The organism is Halovenus amylolytica (assembly GCA_004015825.1).
Lineage (GTDB): Archaea > Halobacteriota > Halobacteria > Halobacteriales > Haloarculaceae > Halovenus > Halovenus amylolytica.
Genome location: SAYS01000021.1, coordinates 60014 through 76240 on the forward strand (window position 1 = coordinate 60014; position 16227 = coordinate 76240).

Sequence of the window (16227 nt, forward strand, 5' to 3'; positions counted from 1 at the left end):
TGTTTTAATAGAAACTACTGGTAAGAATAGGGTGGTAGATTAATAATCGAGGCCGGAGTCTGACTGCTATTCACCATCCCAGTCGATCCGGCAGTTGTCGTCACAGAAGTGAGCGGACTGGACAGTTCCATCGTCGATCCACGTAATGACTCGGTGGTTCGGACTGTCAACGATCTTGGCCTCGCAGGTCGCACAGCTGGGTGCGTCCTCCTCCGAGGTGTTCTCGTTGAGATCCGATGTCGGGTCAACCATGCTGTCTGTTACGTCGTAACCCATGGTATTTAACGGCTATTTTGTGCTAATCTTCAGATTTGCAACACGAACCGCGATGCAGCGGTGGATACCCCGAGAACATTTAATAGCTCGCTCCCGTCAGTGGCGGGTATGGCATCAGAGGGAACGTTCGACGGCTTCGGGGGACGACACGTCCCAGAACCGCTGGAGGGACCACTCGCCGAACTGGCTGCTGGGTTCGAGAAGGCGATCGATTCCGACGAGTTCTGGGCGGAGTTCGAGTATCTCCTGGAACACTACGCAGGTCGACCGACACCGGTCTTCCACGCCAGGAGCTTGAGCGAACGCTACGACACGGAGATTTACCTGAAACACGAGGATCTGCTCCACGGCGGCGCGCACAAACTCAACAATACGCTCGGGCAGGGGCTGCTCGCGAAGCAGGCGGGCAAAGACCGGCTCATCGCCGAGACGGGGGCCGGCCAGCATGGCACCGCGACGGCGATGGTCGGTGCCCTGCTCGATCTGGACACGACCGTGTATATGGGTCGCAACGACATCCAGCGCCAGGAGATGAACGTCTTCCGGATGCGGCTGATGGGTGCGGAGGTCCGGTCGGTCACCCGCGGCAACGAGGGACTGGCCGAGGCTGTCGACGCCGCGATGGAGGATCTGATCGAGAACGTCGACGACACCCACTATCTCGTGGGTAGCGCCGTCGGCCCCGATCCGTTCCCGCGGATGGTCCGGGAGTTCCAGTCGGTGATCGGCACGGAGGCGCGCGAACAGATCCAGGAGATGCACGGCGAGTTGCCGGACGCCTGTGTCGCTGCTGTCGGCGGTGGCTCGAACTCGATCGGCCTGTTCCACGCGTTCAAAGACGACGAGGAGGTAGATCTCTACGGAGCCGAACCCGGCGGGAAGGGGCTCGGTTCGGGCCATCACTCCGCGCCACTGACCTCGAACGAAGACAGCGACGGGGAAATTTTCCAGGGGATGAAGACGAAAGTCATCGACGACGAGACGGAGAACCACTCGATCAGCGCGGGACTGGATTACCCAGCTGTCGGGCCGGAACACGTCGCCCTGCAGGAGTCCGGCCGGGCCGAGTACCGGGCGATCACCGACGAGGAAGCGCTCGCCGCGTTCCGGGAACTCAGTGAAAACGAGGGGATCATCCCCGCATTCGAGCCGAGCCACGCACTCGCGCTGGCGTTCAAACTCGCCGAGGAGGGTGACCACGACAGTCTCCTCATCAACCTCTGTGGCCGCGGCGACAAGGACATGCGTTCGGCCGCCGAGCAGTTCGATCTGACGCCATCGTGATCAGACTACGACCAGCCCGAGCAGCACAGTCGCGAGTCCAGCCACACCGACGAGCGCCATCGGCACGACCGCCTCCTTGCGCATCTCGCTGTTGACGAACTCAACGAGGACGATCTTCGAGCAGAGACTCGCGACGATCCCCAGGACGACCATCGCCACAGCAGTCTCACCGCCGACAGTGCCGTCGGTAAAGACCGTCACCGCCGTCACGGAGACCGCAGCCGAGGAGACGAGTCCGCCGGCGAAGGCCGTCGCGAGCAGCCCCACCCCGCCGAACAGCTCCCCCGCGCCGACGGAGACCAGCAGGATGAGCACGTACGCGAGCGCGAATTTGGCCGCAGAGCGCAACGAAAACGGCGATTCGAGGTCGATCCCCAGATCCTCCGTCGTCTCGCCGGTCCGCCAGAGAACCGCCGCGGAGGCGACTGTCAGCCCGCCCATCGCCAGCGCTGGCTGCCAGATGAGCCAGGCCAGTTCGACGGCCAGAACCACGGCGATCCCGACGTTCCGGACGATCATCGACAGCGTCGCGAGCAACAGCGCGAACGAGGCAGCGGTGACGGCATCCTCTGACTCGTTCGTGAGTCGGGCGAGCACGCCAGCGGCCGCAAGCGAGTTCGCTCCACCGGCGAGCAGTCCCGTCACCGCGAGTCCTTTCGACCCGCCGAGTTGGCGCATCAGGACGTAGGAGCTGAACTCGATGAGCAGGACAAAGATCACAAAGAGGAGCACGTCTCGCAGGACGACGATCCCGTAGGGATCGATCGCTTCGTCGGGCAGGATCGGGAAGAGAATGAACACCAGGGCGCCGAGTGTGAGCGAATCCCGGAGTTCCTCGTCGGTCAGGCTGTCGACGTAGCCGTGGAGTCGCTCGCGTTCTGCCAGCAGCAACACGGTCACGATCGCGATAGACGTCGACTCGAAAAACCGGCCGTAGCCGATGAGGATGCCGAGCAACGCGACGACGAACACTGTCACCGACGTCGTAAAGCCGACATCGTTCCCGCTGTGGAGCGCACGAACCGCCGCAGTCCCGAAAGCGAGGCCGAGCGCGAGCACGAAATAAAAGCCGAGCACGAGTGGCTGGCCTTCAGTCCGTGCAATTTCGACGGTGATCGGTCCCGCCCCACAGAGCAGTGCCATCGTCCGCAACCCGGCGAACTTCCGTCTCTCCCTGCGCTCGCGTTCGAGACCGATCAGCGCACCCGTCGCCACCGCAACGAGGAGCTGAACGAGCAGGTCGGGAATGTCGACGACCATCAGAGTCACCACGTAGGATCTCGATGCTAATATGTACGAGTGTTCGTTCTGCTGTCAGGTGTCTACATTCGACAAGCAGACGTCGTTTCTCCCAGTGAAACAGAACAGTACCACTATGGGTGGGTTGCTCGAAACGCAGGCCAATGACAGAGCTGGCGATCGCGGCCGACGGGCTGACCAAACGGTACGGTGGAGACGTACTCGCCGTCGACGGTCTCGATCTGGCGGTCGAGCGGGGTGAGGTCTACGGCTTTCTCGGTCCGAACGGGGCGGGGAAGACGACGACGATGCGGATGCTGACGACGCTAACGAAACCCACGGCAGGAACGGCGACGGTCGCCGGGCTGTCGGTCACGGATCGAGCGGCGCTCACCGAGCGGATCGGCTATCTCCCCGCCGAACCACCAGTGTTCGACGAGCTGACCGGCCGGGAGTATCTCCGCTACGTCGCCCGCCTCCGGGAACTCGACGGCGACGACGTCGAGCGACGGGTCGAAGCGTATCTCGATCGCTTCGATCTCGCCGACGCGGACCGGCGGATCGACGGCTACTCCACGGGGATGAAAAAGAAACTCGGCGTCATCGGAACGATACTGCACGATCCCGACGTCCTCTTTCTGGACGAGCCGACGAGCGGACTCGATCCACGGGCTGCCCGGACAATGCGGGAGACGATCGCCGACCTCGCCGACCAGGAGATGACCGTCTTCCTCTCGACACACATCCTCCCGGTCGCCGACGAACTCGCCGACAGGATTGGCGTGATCCACGACGGCCGGCTCGTCGCCGAAGGGACTCCCGAGGAACTGAAAACCCGCGCCGCAGCCGAGGACGGCGACGCCGATCTCGAAACGGTGTTCCTGAACGTGACCCGGCAAGAAGAGACCGCCGGGGAGGAAATCGAAGCAGTCGCAGAGAGTAGCCATGTCTAGCGAGACACACGGCTCCGAAAATCACCACAGCGACCGTCCGGTTAGCAGATCCCGACAGGGATGGGTCCCGTCACCATCGATCAGCTATCTCGTCGCACGGATCGAATCCAGACGCTCCTGGCGGAAGGTCCGCAATCAGGATCTCTGGCTTGCTCTGGCCGGGATCGGCATCCTGTTCGTGCTCGTCTCGCTGCCGATCATGTACAGCTTCGGGGCCTCGTTCGGGGAGGAACTGAACGCGGACTCGGCCCCCATCGACATCGCGTTCACCATCGTCATCGGGACGTGGATCACAATGGTGGCCTTCGGGATCATGGCCGGTACTGGTTCGGAGGGAGAGGTGGACAACCAGGCAGCCATTCTGACGGTCCGGCCGCCGAAAGACGTGGCTGGTGGCCTCCTTCTGGGAACGGTCGTCGGCTACGCGCCGCTGCTCTGTCTGCCGGCGCTGGCCGGCGGGATCGGCATCGCTGTCGGGGTCGGGACGCCCGCACCGATCGCGGGTATCCTCGCCGGGTCGATCCTCCTGCTCGTCACCGGCGTCACGATCGGCTACGCGTGCGGACTGACGATCAAAGGCATCGTCCGCCGATCGGCCAGACTCACGCAACTCAAGCCGGCCATCGGCGTGGCGATCTTCGTCGGCTACATCTGGCTGAGTGCGACAGGACGGCTGTTCACGATCGTGATCGATGCCGGCGAACTGCTGCGTTCTTCGCCGCTTGGCTGGCTCGCCGATCTGACCTTCCTGACCACCCCGAACGCCGGCGCATCGGTGCTGAACGCCATCGGAGCACTGGCAGTCAGCGCCGCCGTGGTTCCTGTCGGTGTGTTCGCCGTCGTCCGGGCCGCCGAGTACGCCTGGTATGCAGAGCAGCGCCAGAGGGACAGTGACGACGAACCGGTCGAATCAAGCGGTCGAGACAGCACCTCACTCGGGGAGCGCTTCGATGCAGCCCTCGGAGTGGTGGGGGTCAGTGCCGGGGCTCGCGGCGTCACGACGACCGTGCTCGTGCGTGCCTACCGGTCACCGCTCCAGCTGGTCTACGTCGTCGTCCCGCTGTTTTTGCTGTTGCCGACGATCGAGACGGCAGTCAGCAGTGGATTCGTTCCGGAGTGGCTCCCCTGGGGCGTGTTGCTGTACGGTGGCTGGGTCGCGGGCGCCGCCTTCCCACTCAACCTGCTCGGCGACCAGGGTGCAACACTCCCGACAGTGCTGACCGCACGCATCCGCGGTCGGCAGGTCGTCCACGGCTACGTCCTCGCGGCAGTGCTGATCTTCGTGCTACCGACTGCTGTCGCGGCCATCGCCACGGCGCAGGTCGCCGGCCGGTCGACAGAAACACTGCTCTCAGTCGGTCTGGCCAGTCCCCTCGCTGTGATCGCTGGCGCAGTCCTGGCTGCGGGATTCGGAGCAGCGTTCCCGCGATTTCAGAGTATCGATCTGACCGGTTCGACGAAAGCGTTGCTCCCGAGCAAAACAGCCTTCACGCTGTTTTCGATGACCGCAACGTTCTCGATCACTGCAATCGGCGTTCTGATCGACGACATCTACCGGATCGTGACGAGCGATCTGCTCACGACCTGGCTACCCTACGGAATCACGGTCAGCCCCGGTAGGCTCGAAACGGCCTCACAGATCGTCACCGGCCTCGTCGTCGTGGCCGTGCCACTCGCCTATCTGTTTGCGAGCCGGCGGATCGACAGCTACCGGCTGGAGTGATATACTGCCGGCTGTAAGAAACTGAAGAGTTGGGCCACCTCGGGTGGCACATATCTTTCCGAATGTACAGCCGGCAGTATCAAGAATCGTCGCTGCTGAATTCGGTCGCCGGAACGCCCGCAACGGTCGTCTCTGGCGGAACATCCTCGGTGACGAGCGAGTTCGCAGCGACCTGAGCGCCGGCACCGATCTCGACGCCGGGGAGGATGATCGCGCTCGCGCCGATCATCGCCCCCTCACCGATGACCACCTCACCGGTGCGGTACTCGTCCCGGAGGAACTCGTGACAGAGGATCGTGGCATCGTAGCCGATCACGGCGTCGTCCTCGATCGTGATCAGTTCCGGCCAGAAGACGTCCGGCGTCGACTCCAGCCCGAAGGCCACCCCGCTCCCGATCGACATCCCGAGTTTCCGGAGCAGAAACCGCTTCAGTGCCAGACTCGGGGAGATCCGGCATAGAAGTATTACGATGTAGTTGATCGTCACACGGAGTGGACTCCGGAGTTTGTGCCACTGGTGCATCGAGTTGCCGACACCCGTGCGCTGGTGGCTGGTGATGCGGTCGTGGCGCTGGGGGCTGTCGTCGCTATCGCCTGATCGACTCTCGTCGCGTGCTGGTCGCTCCACAGGGTGGTTTCGACGGGGCCGACCTTGAAACTCGCGAATAAAAAAACGACCACAACCGTTGGGATCAGGAGCCCAACGGTGTCAGCCCTGCACTTCGATCTCCCGGCCGGAGACCGTGGCGCCGGTCAGTACCGGGAGCCGGATGTCGAGGAGCCCGTTGTTGTACTCGGCGGTGATCGCCTCGTCGTCGACGTCTTTCGGGAACCGGAACCGACGGTGGTAGGTTCTGCGCTCGCCGCGTGTTTCGTCGTCGTGTTCGGCGGCGATGTTCAACACACCGTCTTCCCACGAGACAGTGATCTCCTCGGGATCGAAGCCCGGCATCTCGACACTGAGCACGAACTCGTCGTCTTCCTCGTACAGTTCGTAGTCTGTACTCCCTGTTTCGAACAGTCTGCTCGGGAAGTCGAGACCCTGTATCCAGGAGTTCGGTGCTGTCCGTGGCAGTGCCATCGGTGTTCACCTCGATACACGAGATAGTTGTTCGCGGTTCGTAATAAATATTGTTCGAGATTTGAGACCAATCTGCAAACGCCGTCCGACACCGAGGGAGTCACTCGGTCCCCAGAAATACGGACTACCCCCGCCTAGCTGCCCCAGAAGTTGTCGCGACTGCCGAGCCGTGGGTCCTGTTTGTCGGTCGTCGTCTCTTCTTCCTCGTCATCGTCGTTCTCTGCCCCTGCGTCGGCATCGACCTCGTCGGTGTCTTCCGGTTCGTCGGGAAGTCGTTCGACTTCCTCGCCGCGTGCGTGGTTGGACATGACGTTGGTCACTCTGACGCGAGCACGGGCCGGTGGCAGGAGGCCATCGACCATGACGATAAAGCCGTCTTCAGTTCGACCGACGCCGGCCCCACTCTCGTGGATATCCTCGACTTCGATCACGATCTCCTCGCCGGGTTTGACGGGCTGTGATTTCAGATCCTCGATCGGCTGATTGTAGTGGTTACACCACTCCTTCCCACCACGGTCGCCGTAGTGTTGACAGCCCATACCCTCGATGTGCTCGCTGAAACTGGGGCAGTCGTCGGCGAGTGGACAGTCGGCCATGCCATCGGCTACTCTGCCGGTGAATTAAACGCTTACGCAACACTGTGGTCCAGGGAGGCCAATCGTTAACGTGCAAGCCATCGAACGGACAGTATGGATCTGATCGAAGCAAAAAGCGCTGGGGCGGAGGATCTCTATTACATCGATATGGAGCTGTACGACTCTACTGGCTACGGCTCGGTGTACATCCTCGATTCGGACCGTCCGGCAGTCGTCGACACCGGCACCGGCCGCAACTACGAGTGGATTCTCGACGCCCTCGACGAACTCGGCATCGACCAGAAAGATCTAGCGGTGATCGCGCCGACGCACGTCCACCTCGACCACGCCGGCGGTGTGGGCTATCTCGCCGAGGCCTGCCCGAACGCGGACGTCTGTGTCTACGAGGCCGGCGCACAGTTTCTCGTCGATCCGACGAAGATCTGGGAGGGGACCAAACAGGTCGTCGGCGACCGGATCGAGTACTACGCGGAGCCGGAACCAGTCCCCGAAGACAGGATCGAGACGTTCGCTGACGGCGAAACGATCGATCTGGGGGATCACAGCCTGGACGTCCACCACGCGCCGGGCCACGCCTTCCACCAGGCGGTGTTCTACGACCGGGCCAACGACGGCGTCTTCACCGCGGATGCGGCCGGGATCAACATTCCCGGGCTGGACGGGGTCCGCCAGACCTCACCACCGCCGGGATTCGACCTGGAGGGCTGTCTGGAAGACGTAGAGATGATACAGGATCTCGACCCGGCAGCACTCTACTACGGGCACTTCGGCGATAGAGAGACCGGCGACCTGCTCGACGAGTACGCGACGGTCATCGAGGTCTGGGTCGATCAGGTCGAGGAGAAGCGAGCAGAGCTAGCGGACGACGAGGCCGTCATCGAGTACTTCGTCGAACGAATGGAGACGACATCTGTCTGGTCAGAAGACCACGCACGCGGCGAAGAGGAGATGAACGTCCGCGGTGTCCTGCACTATCTGGACGAGCGGAATTGAGAATACCCAGGGGAGAGCAGCTAGTTTCCGGAAACACGCAACGAGTTCGTCCGAGTGTTCTTATGTAAAGACGACCAACTGTCGCGTACGGATGGCAAAAAGCGATACACCAGATGATTGCCAACAAATCGAACTCCTCGAAAATCCGAGTGGCAGTTGGACGGCGACAGATCAGCGGACCGGCGTCGCCAGCCAGGGGGAGACGAGAACGAAAGCTCTCGAAAATCTGGACGAGGCACTCGCACTCTACCGGGGCGAAACCGGACATGAGCCGACAGACGAGGAACTACGTGAACTCGGAGTCGATCCCGAAATCGCTCGTTCACAAGGCGGGGAGCTACCAGACGTTTTGGAGTAAATGGTTACGAGGGACTTCTCCGGCGAGGAAATCTACAGGGTACTGGTGAACACTGGAAACTTCCGCCACGTCAGAACGAGCGGTAGCCACCTAATTGTCGAATGGATACCTCCCGAGGACCACAATACTGAACCGCGGCGCGTCACGATTCCGCTCCACGATCGCATTGATTTGGGAACACTCCGGAGCATCGCCGACCAGGCCGGAGCAGAGAATTTCGATGCGTTCTGCGAGTGGATCGACCAGAACCGATGATTACCGCCGGTGGAACTCTATCGCCGCACCCCCACCTTTTTCCCGTTCGGGTGGCTCGCTGTGCTCGCCACCACTCACGGCAAAAACGTGGGCGAAAAAGGCCGGTCCGTCGCTCCGCTCCGGACCGGGAGAGGAAGTTACCGTCGGTGGAACTCGATCGCAGCCCCCTGTCCGAAGCCGACACACTCCGTCGCCAGTCCCAGATCGGCGTCGCGTTTGTGCATCTCGTGGATGAGCGTCACGGGGAGTCGCGCGCCGGTCGCACCGAGCGGGTGGCCGATCGCGATCGCACCGCCGTTTACGTTGTAAATCTCGTCGTCGAAGCCGAGTTCCTGCTGGCAGTACAGACACTGGCTCGCGAACGCCTCGTTGAGTTCGACCAGATCGTAGTCGTCAGTCTCGCGGTCGTACTTTTCGAGCAGGCCTTCGACAGCAGGGACCGGACCGATCCCCATCACTGTCGGGTCGACACCGGCGACGTTGTGATTACCGACTTCTGCGAGAATATCCAGATCGTGTTCCTCGGCGAAGCGTTCGCTGGTCAGCATGAGTCCAGACGCACCGTCGGAGACCTGCGAGGCGTTGCCCGGGGTGATCGTCCCCTCGGATTTGAATACAGTTGGGAGTCCAGCGAGTTTCTCGGCCGTCGTGTCTGGCCGGATCCCCTCGTCTTCCTCGACAGTGCCGTCCTCGGTCTCGATCGGAACGATCTCGTCGTCGAACCGACCCGACTCGGTCGCCTCGGCGGCGCGTTGCTGACTCCGGGCGGCGTACTCGTCCTGTGCTTCCCGGGAGATGTCGTACTCCTCGGCGACCTTCTCCGCGGTCATCCCCATCTGGAGTTCGGCGACGTTGTAGTGGTCGTTGAGCCCGGGATGGACGTTGGCGGTGTTCGCGCCCATCTTCACCCGACTCATCGACTCCATCCCGCCGGCGATGACACACTCCCGCTGACCCGCGGCGATCGCGTCGGCACCACGCATGACCGACTCTGCCGAGGAGGCACACCACCGGTTGATCGTCGTCGCGGGGACTGACTCGCCGAGTTCGGAGAGCAAGGCGATCACGCGGGCGACGTTGTTGCCCTGCTCCTCCCGTTGCTGGGCACAGCCCCAGAGCAGATCCTCGACGTCCTCACCGCTCAATCCGGTCTGGGCGAGCATCTCGTCGACGAGCGGAATAGAGAGATCCTCACTCCGAACGTCCGCGTAGACGCCATCCTCCTTTCCCTGGGGTGTCCGAACGGCCGAAACGACTACTGGCGTTTGTTCTACCATGCAGACAACATTACAGTGTGTTAATTTAAATCTGGCTATCCTTCCATTGGAAAGTGCAGGCCGAATTAGTACGACCACTACTGCCGGGAGTCGGGCCGCTTGCGACCGGCTTTTTTGTCGTCCGTCTGTATGGTAGCGTATGAGACGTGAGGAGATCCCGGTCACGGCAGCAAAGCCCGAGAGCGACTTTCACACGCTGGGAACCGATCACATCACAATCTGGGGGTCGAATGCTGAGGAGACGATCGAGTACTACCGCGACGTGCTCGGAATGTCGCTGGTGCTTCGGCAGCCGAATCTCGACGATCCCTCCCAGACACACCTGTTTTTCGACACGGGTGACGGGACAATTCTGACCTTCTTCGTCAGCGACGACCGGCCATCGAGTCGCCAACCACAGCGAACCGGCGTCGGCGGGGTACACCACCTCTGTTTCAACATCGATCCCGAGCGATTCGAGGAAGTCGCTGAGTCACTCGACGACCACGGCTACTCCTACAACGTCTTCGACCGGGGGATCTTCTTCTCGCTGTACACCCGCGACCACGACGGGCTCATCATCGAACTCACCGCCGACAAATTCGACGTCCCGGACGAACGGAAAGGCGAGGTGCTCGCGGCGACCCAGCGCATCCGTGAGGAAGCAGGCGCGGAGTACGCCGAGACCGAACACATGCGGGCGGCACTCGAAAAACTGGGGATCGAAGTGAGAGAGTACGACCTGCCAGATGCCACGAGCGGCGCTGCTGGGATGTGAGTTAGTCCAAAAAATGATGTGCCGTCTCAGTGTCGCCGAAGCGACAGATGAAACAGATTAGTTGCGGACGACGTTCGTCGCGCGGGGGCCTTTGGGGGCCTGTTCGATATCGAATTCGATCTCTGTGCCTTCTTCGAGGTCCGGGCCACCAACGTCCTCCATGTGGAAGAAAACGTCATCGTCCGCGTCCTCTGTCGAAATGAAACCGTAACCGCCTGTGTCGTTGAAGAAATCAACCTTACCGTTTGCCATTGCAACCAAACGTATGCCGGTTCGGGGGATAAGGGTTCCGAGAGTCGTGATACCACGACCGTTACAGCGGTTCTAGAGAATGTGTAGTATCACTTTGTTACCTGGTTTGTTTCAGAACCTATATGATCCTGGGGAGGCTATCCGGGGTAATGTCACAGCAGAGCCAGCCACCCGAACAGAGTGTGGAACAGCAAAACGAGGCAGCGTGTCCGGTCGTCGAGGCGGTCGAAGAGATCGGCTCGCAGTGGCGACTCGTGGTGCTGTACGATCTCCAGGAGGGTGAAAAGCGGTTCAACGAACTGAAGCGGTCGACTGGCGCGAGTTCGCGGACGCTCTCGCGGGTGCTCGACGATCTCGAAGACGCGGAGCTGGTGAAACGCCGCGTCGAGGAACGGCCGATCGCGAGTTACTACAGTCTGACCGAGAAAGGGATGGCGCTCTGTCCGGTGATGGACCGCCTGGAGGAGTGGTCCGAGGAGTGGGTCGACGCGGAGAGTCACTAGGTCGGGAGATCCATCACTCGATCAGTTCGACGGTGAACTCCCGGTCGGCATCCGGGTATGGGATCTCGACGCGCATCCCGTCGTCGGCCATGAAGACGCGGCCGTCGAAGACCTCCTCGGCCTGGTTTTCGAGTTCCCAGCCGCGGCCGGTGTACCGCGTCGAGAGGTGGGTCAAGGCGAGTCGTTTGGCCCCGGCATCGCGGGCGACCGTCGCAGCCTCCCTGGCCGTCGAGTGGGCAGTCTGTTTCGCGCGGTCGTGGTGGTCGTCACCGAAAGTCGCGTCGTGGACGAGCAGATCTGCATCCTCGGCGACCTCGATCGTCTGCTCGACCGGTCGAGTGTCACCCGTGTAGACGAACGTCCGGCCGGGCCGTGGCGGGCCGACGACCTCCTCGGGCTGGATGGTCCGCCCCTCGTGTTCGACCGGCTGGCCGCGGTGGAGTTTCGAGTACTCCGGACCCGGAGAGAGTCCGAGTTCCTCCTCGGCCTTCTGGCGGTCGAACCGTCCCTTGCGGTCGTCCTCGACGAGGACGTAACCGACTGCATTGGTTCTGTGCGTAACATCGAAGGTCCGGACCTCGTACTCGCCGGCGTCGAGAACGACGTCACCAGGATTGTCCTGCGTGATACGGATCGGATACGATGGGGTGTCGCCGGTCGCGGAGACGAGTCCCTCGATCGTCGAGCGGGTGCCTGCCGGTGCGTGGATCGTGAGCGGTTTCTCGCGTTCGTTGAAATCCCACGTCTGGAGCAGTCCCGGCAGTCCGAGAACGTGGTCGCCGTGGAGATGTGTGACGAAGATGTGTTCGACGTCGAAGCCGGTCTCGAAGCGCATCATCTGGCGCTGGGTCCCCTCACCGCAGTCAAAGAGCAGTCGATCACCCTCGCGTTCGACGAGCAGTGCGCTGGGATTGCGCTCGGTCGTGGGCACTGCGCCGCTCGTCCCGAGGAAGGTCACTCGCATTGGGACCAACTCGGAGACCGAAGGTAATAGGGGTTGACGGTTCACCGGCGCGAGCGACCGATGGAGTCGGGGATTCACCGAACCTGTAAGAGACAGACCGATTTTATTGCCGGTTTCAGTCAGTCAGGCGTCAGACGATGGGGAAAACATATAAGAATCCCCCTGCTATGCCGGTTTAAATCATGGATTCCATCATCGACGATGCTATCGACGAGGCCGAGGAGGAGGAGGCCGACGACGTCGAGCAGACAGACGAGACGAGCGGGACGAGTACGGGAGGAGAGCCATCGACATCGGGTCAGATGACCGACGAAGAGCTGGCGTCGGTCGTCAAAGATCTCGAAACGAAAATCACGGTCGTCGGCTGTGGCGGCGCTGGAGGGAACACGGTCACACGGATGATGGAAGAGGGGATCCACGGCGCGAAACTCGTCGCCGCGAACACGGATGCCCAGCACCTCGCCGACGAGGTGGCGGCGGATACGAAGATCCTGATCGGCAAAAAGCGGACGGGCGGGCGCGGTGCGGGTTCGGTCCCGAAGATCGGCGAGGAGGCCGCACAGGAGAACATCGAGGATATCCAGCAGTCGATCGACGGCTCCGATATGGTCTTCGTTACGGCCGGTCTCGGCGGCGGAACGGGGACAGGTGCGGCCCCGGTCGTCGCACAGGCCGCCCAGGATTCCGGTGCGCTGACGATCTCTATCGTGACAATTCCGTTCACGGCGGAGGGTGAGCGACGGCGTGCGAACGCCGACGCCGGACTCGAACGACTCCGGTCTGTCTCCGATACCGTGATCGTCGTGCCGAACGACCGACTGCTCGATTACGCCCCATCGATGCCGCTGCAGGACGCCTTCAAGATCTGTGACCGCGTCCTGATGCGTTCGGTGAAGGGGATGACCGAACTGATCACGAAACCCGGCCTCGTCAACGTCGACTTCGCCGACGTTCGGACGATCATGGAAAACGGCGGTGTCGCCATGATCGGACTCGGTGAATCCGACAGCGAGAACAAGGCACAGGATTCGATCCGCTCTGCGCTTCGCTCGCCGCTGCTCGACGTCGAGTTCGACGGTGCGAACAGTGCGCTCGTCAACGTCGTCGGTGGGCCTGACATGAGCATCGAAGAGGCAGAGGGTGTCGTCGAGGAGATCTACGACCGGATCGACCCCGATGCACGCATCATCTGGGGTGCCTCGGTCAACTCCGACTTCGAGGGCAAGATGGAGACGATGATCGTCGTCACGGGCGTCGAGAGCCCACAGATCTACGGCAAAAGCGAGGCAGAACGCGAGCGAGCAGCCAAGCAGATGGGCGACGACATCGACTACGTCGAGTAATCGCACCGTCGCGGTTCACACGCGAAGTGCGGACACACCACAATCAGGTTTTTTGCGGACCGGTTCGGCCTTGTCCCATGGGAGTGTTTCCAGTGGAACTGGAGAGCGAGCGACTCCGGTACGAGGCGCTTCGGCCCGAGTCGTTCGACCCCTACGAACTGTACGAGCACGTCCGCACTGACGCCCCAGCGATCGACGAGATTACCGAATACGTCACCTGGGACCCCTACGAGCAGCCACAGGAGGCCTTCGAGTGGGTCGACCGCTGTGGCAAGAATTTCGAGGACGATGCGAAGGCGACCTACGTGCTCCGGCCGAAAGCGGGGGACCGGGCCGGAGAGTTCGCCGGCGTTGCGGGACTGGACCCGGAGTGGCACCGCCAGCGAGCAACACTGGGGACGTGGCTCCGGAAGCCGTTCTGGGGGAAGGGGTACTCCGGCGAGCGTGCTGGCCGGCTGCTCGAACTCGCCTTCGAGCAACTCGATCTGGCGGTCGTCGCGGTGACACACGATCCAGAAAACGAGAACTCCCGCCGGGCGATCGAGAGCTACGTCGAACGGTTCGGTGGCCGCAAGGAGGGGCGGATTCGAAACGATATGGTCGTCGACGGCGAACCACGGGACTCGATCCGGTACAGCATCAGCAAGAAAGAGTGGACAGAGAGCCGGACAGAATCGTAGCGCCTCGTCGATGCTGCTGTGGATTTTTACTCACTTTGTACTCCTACAGGATTTATAATCGTCTATCATGAAGGAGATAGTGATGCCCGAAATAACAGTCTCGCAAGAACTGTACAGCCAGCTCGAAGCCGAGTCATCAGACAATGACTTCGACGAGACGCTGTGGAAAATGGTCGGGAACTACCGGCGGGCGAACAATCCCGAGTCAGACGCGAGTTAGCGATTAGTAACGAACGTTCTCGATGTGCTTCCGAATCGAACCGGACAGTAGCGACTATCGCAGAAAGATCGGGACGACTCGAATACGGCAGAAAGCGGTGCGTCGGCCGCCAGCAGCGTTAGCGGGGACCGGTCGTGTTGATTCGCAGCCTCAAAGCCAGCCCTCGGGTAGTTCATCCGCGTGCTCGTCGAGTAGTTCGAGAAGCGGTCGGATCTCCTCGAAGTTTCGGCCCTTGGATACTTCGTGTGTGTCTCGGTCCCACTCGATGAAACCGTGATCGACCAGTTTCGGGAGGTGGACGTGTTTCATCTGGACGATCTGTTCGATCGATGCCTCGTCCTTCGAGTTGACGGGATCGAATGGCGCGTCATCCTGCGGATTGTGCTCGGTCAGTGCCAGGAGCAGCTTCCGACGCTGGATATGACTCATTACTTCGAGCATATCGTCAAAAGAGATCTCTCGCTCTCGTTTCATATTATCCATACAGATCAAACCGCCCACATACATATGTACTATCGACTTTTTCACGTTTTATTGACGTGTAGTTAACCGAGTTACATCGAAACCGAGAGGTGGCGGTTTTGAGAGCGAGTCCCTACACGAATGGACTGTGCCAAAGACGGATATCGCGGTACTGTCAGGCTTTCAATCGCTTCGGTCACGAGCCGACGGTGTGTCGAGGGTCGTGAACACAGCGATACCGATAGCTATGAATTCGGACGGATATTCGTCTGCTTCTCACGGCCACCAGTATGAACCCGACTCGAAAAACGTCGTGTCGAAGGAGTAAAATGCGTCGGGTGGATTACGTACCCGTATGAAAGTACCACGTGATATCAGTTCGTACACGCGAGTGCTCAAACTCGCGAGTACACCCTCCTGGCAGGAGTTCTGGCAGGTCGCGAAGATTGCGGGCGGGGGAATCTTGCTCGTTGGCCTCATCGGCTTCCTGATTTTCATGTTCATGAACTTCGTCCCAGGTGGTCCGTAATGGGAATCTACGCGGTCAAGACCACAGCGAGCCAGGAACAGACGGTCGCGGATATGATCATCAACCGCGAGGAGCCGTCGATTCACGCCGCGCTCGCGCCGGATTCGGTCACCTCCTACGTGATGGTCGAGGCCGACGACAGCTCCGTCTTCGACCGGATTCTCGACGAGATTCCCCACGCCAACGGGATCGTCCAGGGCCAGACCTCGATGGCCGAGGTCGAGCACTTCCTCTCGCCGACCCCCGACGTCGAAGGGATCGCCGAGGGTGACATCGTGGAACTCATCGCCGGCCCATTCAAAGGCGAGAAAGCGCAGGTCCAGCGGATCGACGAGGGGAAAGATCAGGTAACAGTGGAGCTGTACGAGGCGACAGTCCCGATTCCGGTCACGGTGCGTGGCGACCAGATTCGAGTCCTCGATTCCGAAGAGCGGTAGTCCAGCCAGAAAAGCAGTAAACGTCCGCGAACGAAGTGAGCGGTT

At 61.3% G+C, this 16227-nt stretch carries 22 protein-coding genes; 13 read left to right on the forward strand and 9 right to left on the reverse strand.

Going from position 1 to position 16227, the window contains the following annotated elements; genetic code table 11:
• Window positions 1–66 precede the first annotated feature (66 nt).
• Window positions 67–252 carry a DUF7576 family protein gene (locus EOW68_RS15790; protein ID WP_128226127.1) on the reverse strand — a complete coding sequence of 62 codons (186 nt, stop codon included), beginning with the start codon at window positions 250–252 and terminating at the stop codon, window positions 67–69.
• Window positions 253–384: 132 nt separating this feature from the next.
• Here EOW68_RS15790 and trpB point away from each other — a divergent pair, with 132 nt between their 5' ends.
• Window positions 385–1560, forward strand: coding sequence for a tryptophan synthase subunit beta (gene trpB / locus EOW68_RS15795; protein WP_128226128.1), 1176 nt, complete (start codon window positions 385–387; stop codon window positions 1558–1560).
• Here trpB and EOW68_RS15800 read toward each other — a convergent pair whose 3' ends face one another.
• Window positions 1561–2820 (reverse strand): MgtC/SapB family protein, encoded by a 1260-nt coding sequence (locus EOW68_RS15800; protein WP_128226129.1) that lies wholly within the window; start codon window positions 2818–2820, stop codon window positions 1561–1563.
• Window positions 2821–2963: 143 nt separating this feature from the next.
• On the opposite strand from EOW68_RS15800, the gene EOW68_RS15805 reads away from it, so the two are divergent.
• Window positions 2964–3752, forward strand: a complete 789-nt coding sequence (locus EOW68_RS15805) for an ABC transporter ATP-binding protein (RefSeq protein ID WP_128226130.1) — start codon at window positions 2964–2966, stop codon at window positions 3750–3752.
• A complete protein-coding gene (locus EOW68_RS15810) occupies window positions 3745–5475 on the forward strand; it encodes a hypothetical protein (RefSeq protein WP_128226131.1) in 1731 nt (576 codons plus the stop codon). The genes EOW68_RS15805 and EOW68_RS15810 overlap by 8 nt, the downstream gene beginning before the upstream one ends.
• A gap of 79 nt (window positions 5476–5554) precedes the next feature.
• Here EOW68_RS15810 and EOW68_RS15815 read toward each other — a convergent pair whose 3' ends face one another.
• The 3 genes from EOW68_RS15815 to EOW68_RS15825 form a co-directional block, all read right to left on the reverse strand.
• Window positions 5555–6103, reverse strand: coding sequence for an acyltransferase (locus EOW68_RS15815; protein ID WP_128226132.1), 549 nt, complete (start codon window positions 6101–6103; stop codon window positions 5555–5557).
• 81 nt (window positions 6104–6184) lie between these two features.
• Window positions 6185–6556: an Hsp20/alpha crystallin family protein gene (locus EOW68_RS15820; RefSeq protein WP_128226133.1), complete on the reverse strand. Its 372-nt coding sequence runs from the start codon at window positions 6554–6556 to the stop codon at window positions 6185–6187.
• Between the two features lie 134 nt (window positions 6557–6690).
• Complete coding sequence (locus EOW68_RS15825; protein WP_128226134.1) at window positions 6691–7152, reverse strand: TRAM domain-containing protein; 462 nt, start codon at window positions 7150–7152, stop codon at window positions 6691–6693.
• Window positions 7153–7245: 93 nt separating this feature from the next.
• Here EOW68_RS15825 and EOW68_RS15830 point away from each other — a divergent pair, with 93 nt between their 5' ends.
• The 3 genes from EOW68_RS15830 to EOW68_RS15840 all read left to right on the forward strand — a co-directional run bounded on the left by EOW68_RS15830 (window position 7246) and on the right by EOW68_RS15840 (window position 8758).
• Window positions 7246–8145 (forward strand): MBL fold metallo-hydrolase, encoded by a 900-nt coding sequence (locus EOW68_RS15830; protein ID WP_128226135.1) that lies wholly within the window; start codon window positions 7246–7248, stop codon window positions 8143–8145.
• Between the two features lie 91 nt (window positions 8146–8236).
• Entirely contained in the window at window positions 8237–8503 is a 267-nt protein-coding gene (locus EOW68_RS15835) for a type II toxin-antitoxin system HicB family antitoxin (protein WP_128226136.1), read from the forward strand.
• The gene (locus EOW68_RS15840) at window positions 8504–8758 is read left to right on the forward strand and encodes a type II toxin-antitoxin system HicA family toxin (RefSeq protein WP_128226137.1); all 255 of its coding nucleotides are present in this window, start codon (window positions 8504–8506) and stop codon (window positions 8756–8758) included. It abuts the gene before it with no gap.
• A gap of 137 nt (window positions 8759–8895) precedes the next feature.
• Here EOW68_RS15840 and EOW68_RS15845 read toward each other — a convergent pair whose 3' ends face one another.
• Window positions 8896–10035, reverse strand: a complete 1140-nt coding sequence (locus EOW68_RS15845) for a thiolase family protein (RefSeq protein ID WP_128226138.1) — start codon at window positions 10033–10035, stop codon at window positions 8896–8898.
• Between the two features lie 139 nt (window positions 10036–10174).
• On the opposite strand from EOW68_RS15845, the gene EOW68_RS15850 reads away from it, so the two are divergent.
• Window positions 10175–10792, forward strand: a complete 618-nt coding sequence (locus tag EOW68_RS15850; protein ID WP_128226139.1) for a VOC family protein — start codon at window positions 10175–10177, stop codon at window positions 10790–10792.
• 57 nt (window positions 10793–10849) lie between these two features.
• Here EOW68_RS15850 and EOW68_RS15855 read toward each other — a convergent pair whose 3' ends face one another.
• Complete coding sequence (locus EOW68_RS15855) at window positions 10850–11044, reverse strand: cold-shock protein (RefSeq protein WP_128226140.1); 195 nt, start codon at window positions 11042–11044, stop codon at window positions 10850–10852.
• A 149-nt stretch (window positions 11045–11193) separates the two neighbouring features.
• Between EOW68_RS15855 and EOW68_RS15860 the strand changes: the two genes are divergently transcribed.
• Window positions 11194–11547: a winged helix-turn-helix transcriptional regulator gene (locus tag EOW68_RS15860; RefSeq protein ID WP_128226141.1), complete on the forward strand. Its 354-nt coding sequence runs from the start codon at window positions 11194–11196 to the stop codon at window positions 11545–11547.
• Window positions 11548–11560: 13 nt separating this feature from the next.
• On the opposite strand, the gene rnz is transcribed toward EOW68_RS15860, so the two are convergent.
• Window positions 11561–12511 (reverse strand): ribonuclease Z, encoded by a 951-nt coding sequence (rnz, locus tag EOW68_RS15865; protein ID WP_128226142.1) that lies wholly within the window; start codon window positions 12509–12511, stop codon window positions 11561–11563.
• A 182-nt stretch (window positions 12512–12693) separates the two neighbouring features.
• On the opposite strand from rnz, the gene ftsZ reads away from it, so the two are divergent.
• From ftsZ to EOW68_RS18910, 3 genes are all read left to right on the forward strand, one after another.
• Window positions 12694–13854 carry a cell division protein FtsZ gene (gene ftsZ, locus EOW68_RS15870; RefSeq protein ID WP_128226143.1) on the forward strand — a complete coding sequence of 387 codons (1161 nt, stop codon included), beginning with the start codon at window positions 12694–12696 and terminating at the stop codon, window positions 13852–13854.
• A gap of 77 nt (window positions 13855–13931) precedes the next feature.
• Window positions 13932–14534 carry a GNAT family N-acetyltransferase gene (locus EOW68_RS15875; RefSeq protein ID WP_128226144.1) on the forward strand — a complete coding sequence of 201 codons (603 nt, stop codon included), beginning with the start codon at window positions 13932–13934 and terminating at the stop codon, window positions 14532–14534.
• Window positions 14535–14616: 82 nt separating this feature from the next.
• Window positions 14617–14754 (forward strand): hypothetical protein, encoded by a 138-nt coding sequence (locus tag EOW68_RS18910; protein WP_431358984.1) that lies wholly within the window; start codon window positions 14617–14619, stop codon window positions 14752–14754.
• Window positions 14755–14904: 150 nt separating this feature from the next.
• Here EOW68_RS18910 and EOW68_RS15880 read toward each other — a convergent pair whose 3' ends face one another.
• The gene (locus EOW68_RS15880) at window positions 14905–15228 is read right to left on the reverse strand and encodes an ArsR family transcriptional regulator (protein ID WP_431358985.1); all 324 of its coding nucleotides are present in this window, start codon (window positions 15226–15228) and stop codon (window positions 14905–14907) included.
• Between the two features lie 343 nt (window positions 15229–15571).
• On the opposite strand from EOW68_RS15880, the gene EOW68_RS15885 reads away from it, so the two are divergent.
• Window positions 15572–15745 carry a protein translocase SEC61 complex subunit gamma gene (locus tag EOW68_RS15885; RefSeq protein ID WP_128226146.1) on the forward strand — a complete coding sequence of 58 codons (174 nt, stop codon included), beginning with the start codon at window positions 15572–15574 and terminating at the stop codon, window positions 15743–15745.
• The gene (locus EOW68_RS15890) at window positions 15745–16182 is read left to right on the forward strand and encodes a transcription elongation factor Spt5 (protein WP_128226147.1); all 438 of its coding nucleotides are present in this window, start codon (window positions 15745–15747) and stop codon (window positions 16180–16182) included. Before EOW68_RS15885 ends, EOW68_RS15890 begins: the two co-directional genes overlap by 1 nt.
• The last annotated feature ends 45 nt before the right edge of the window (window positions 16183–16227 follow it).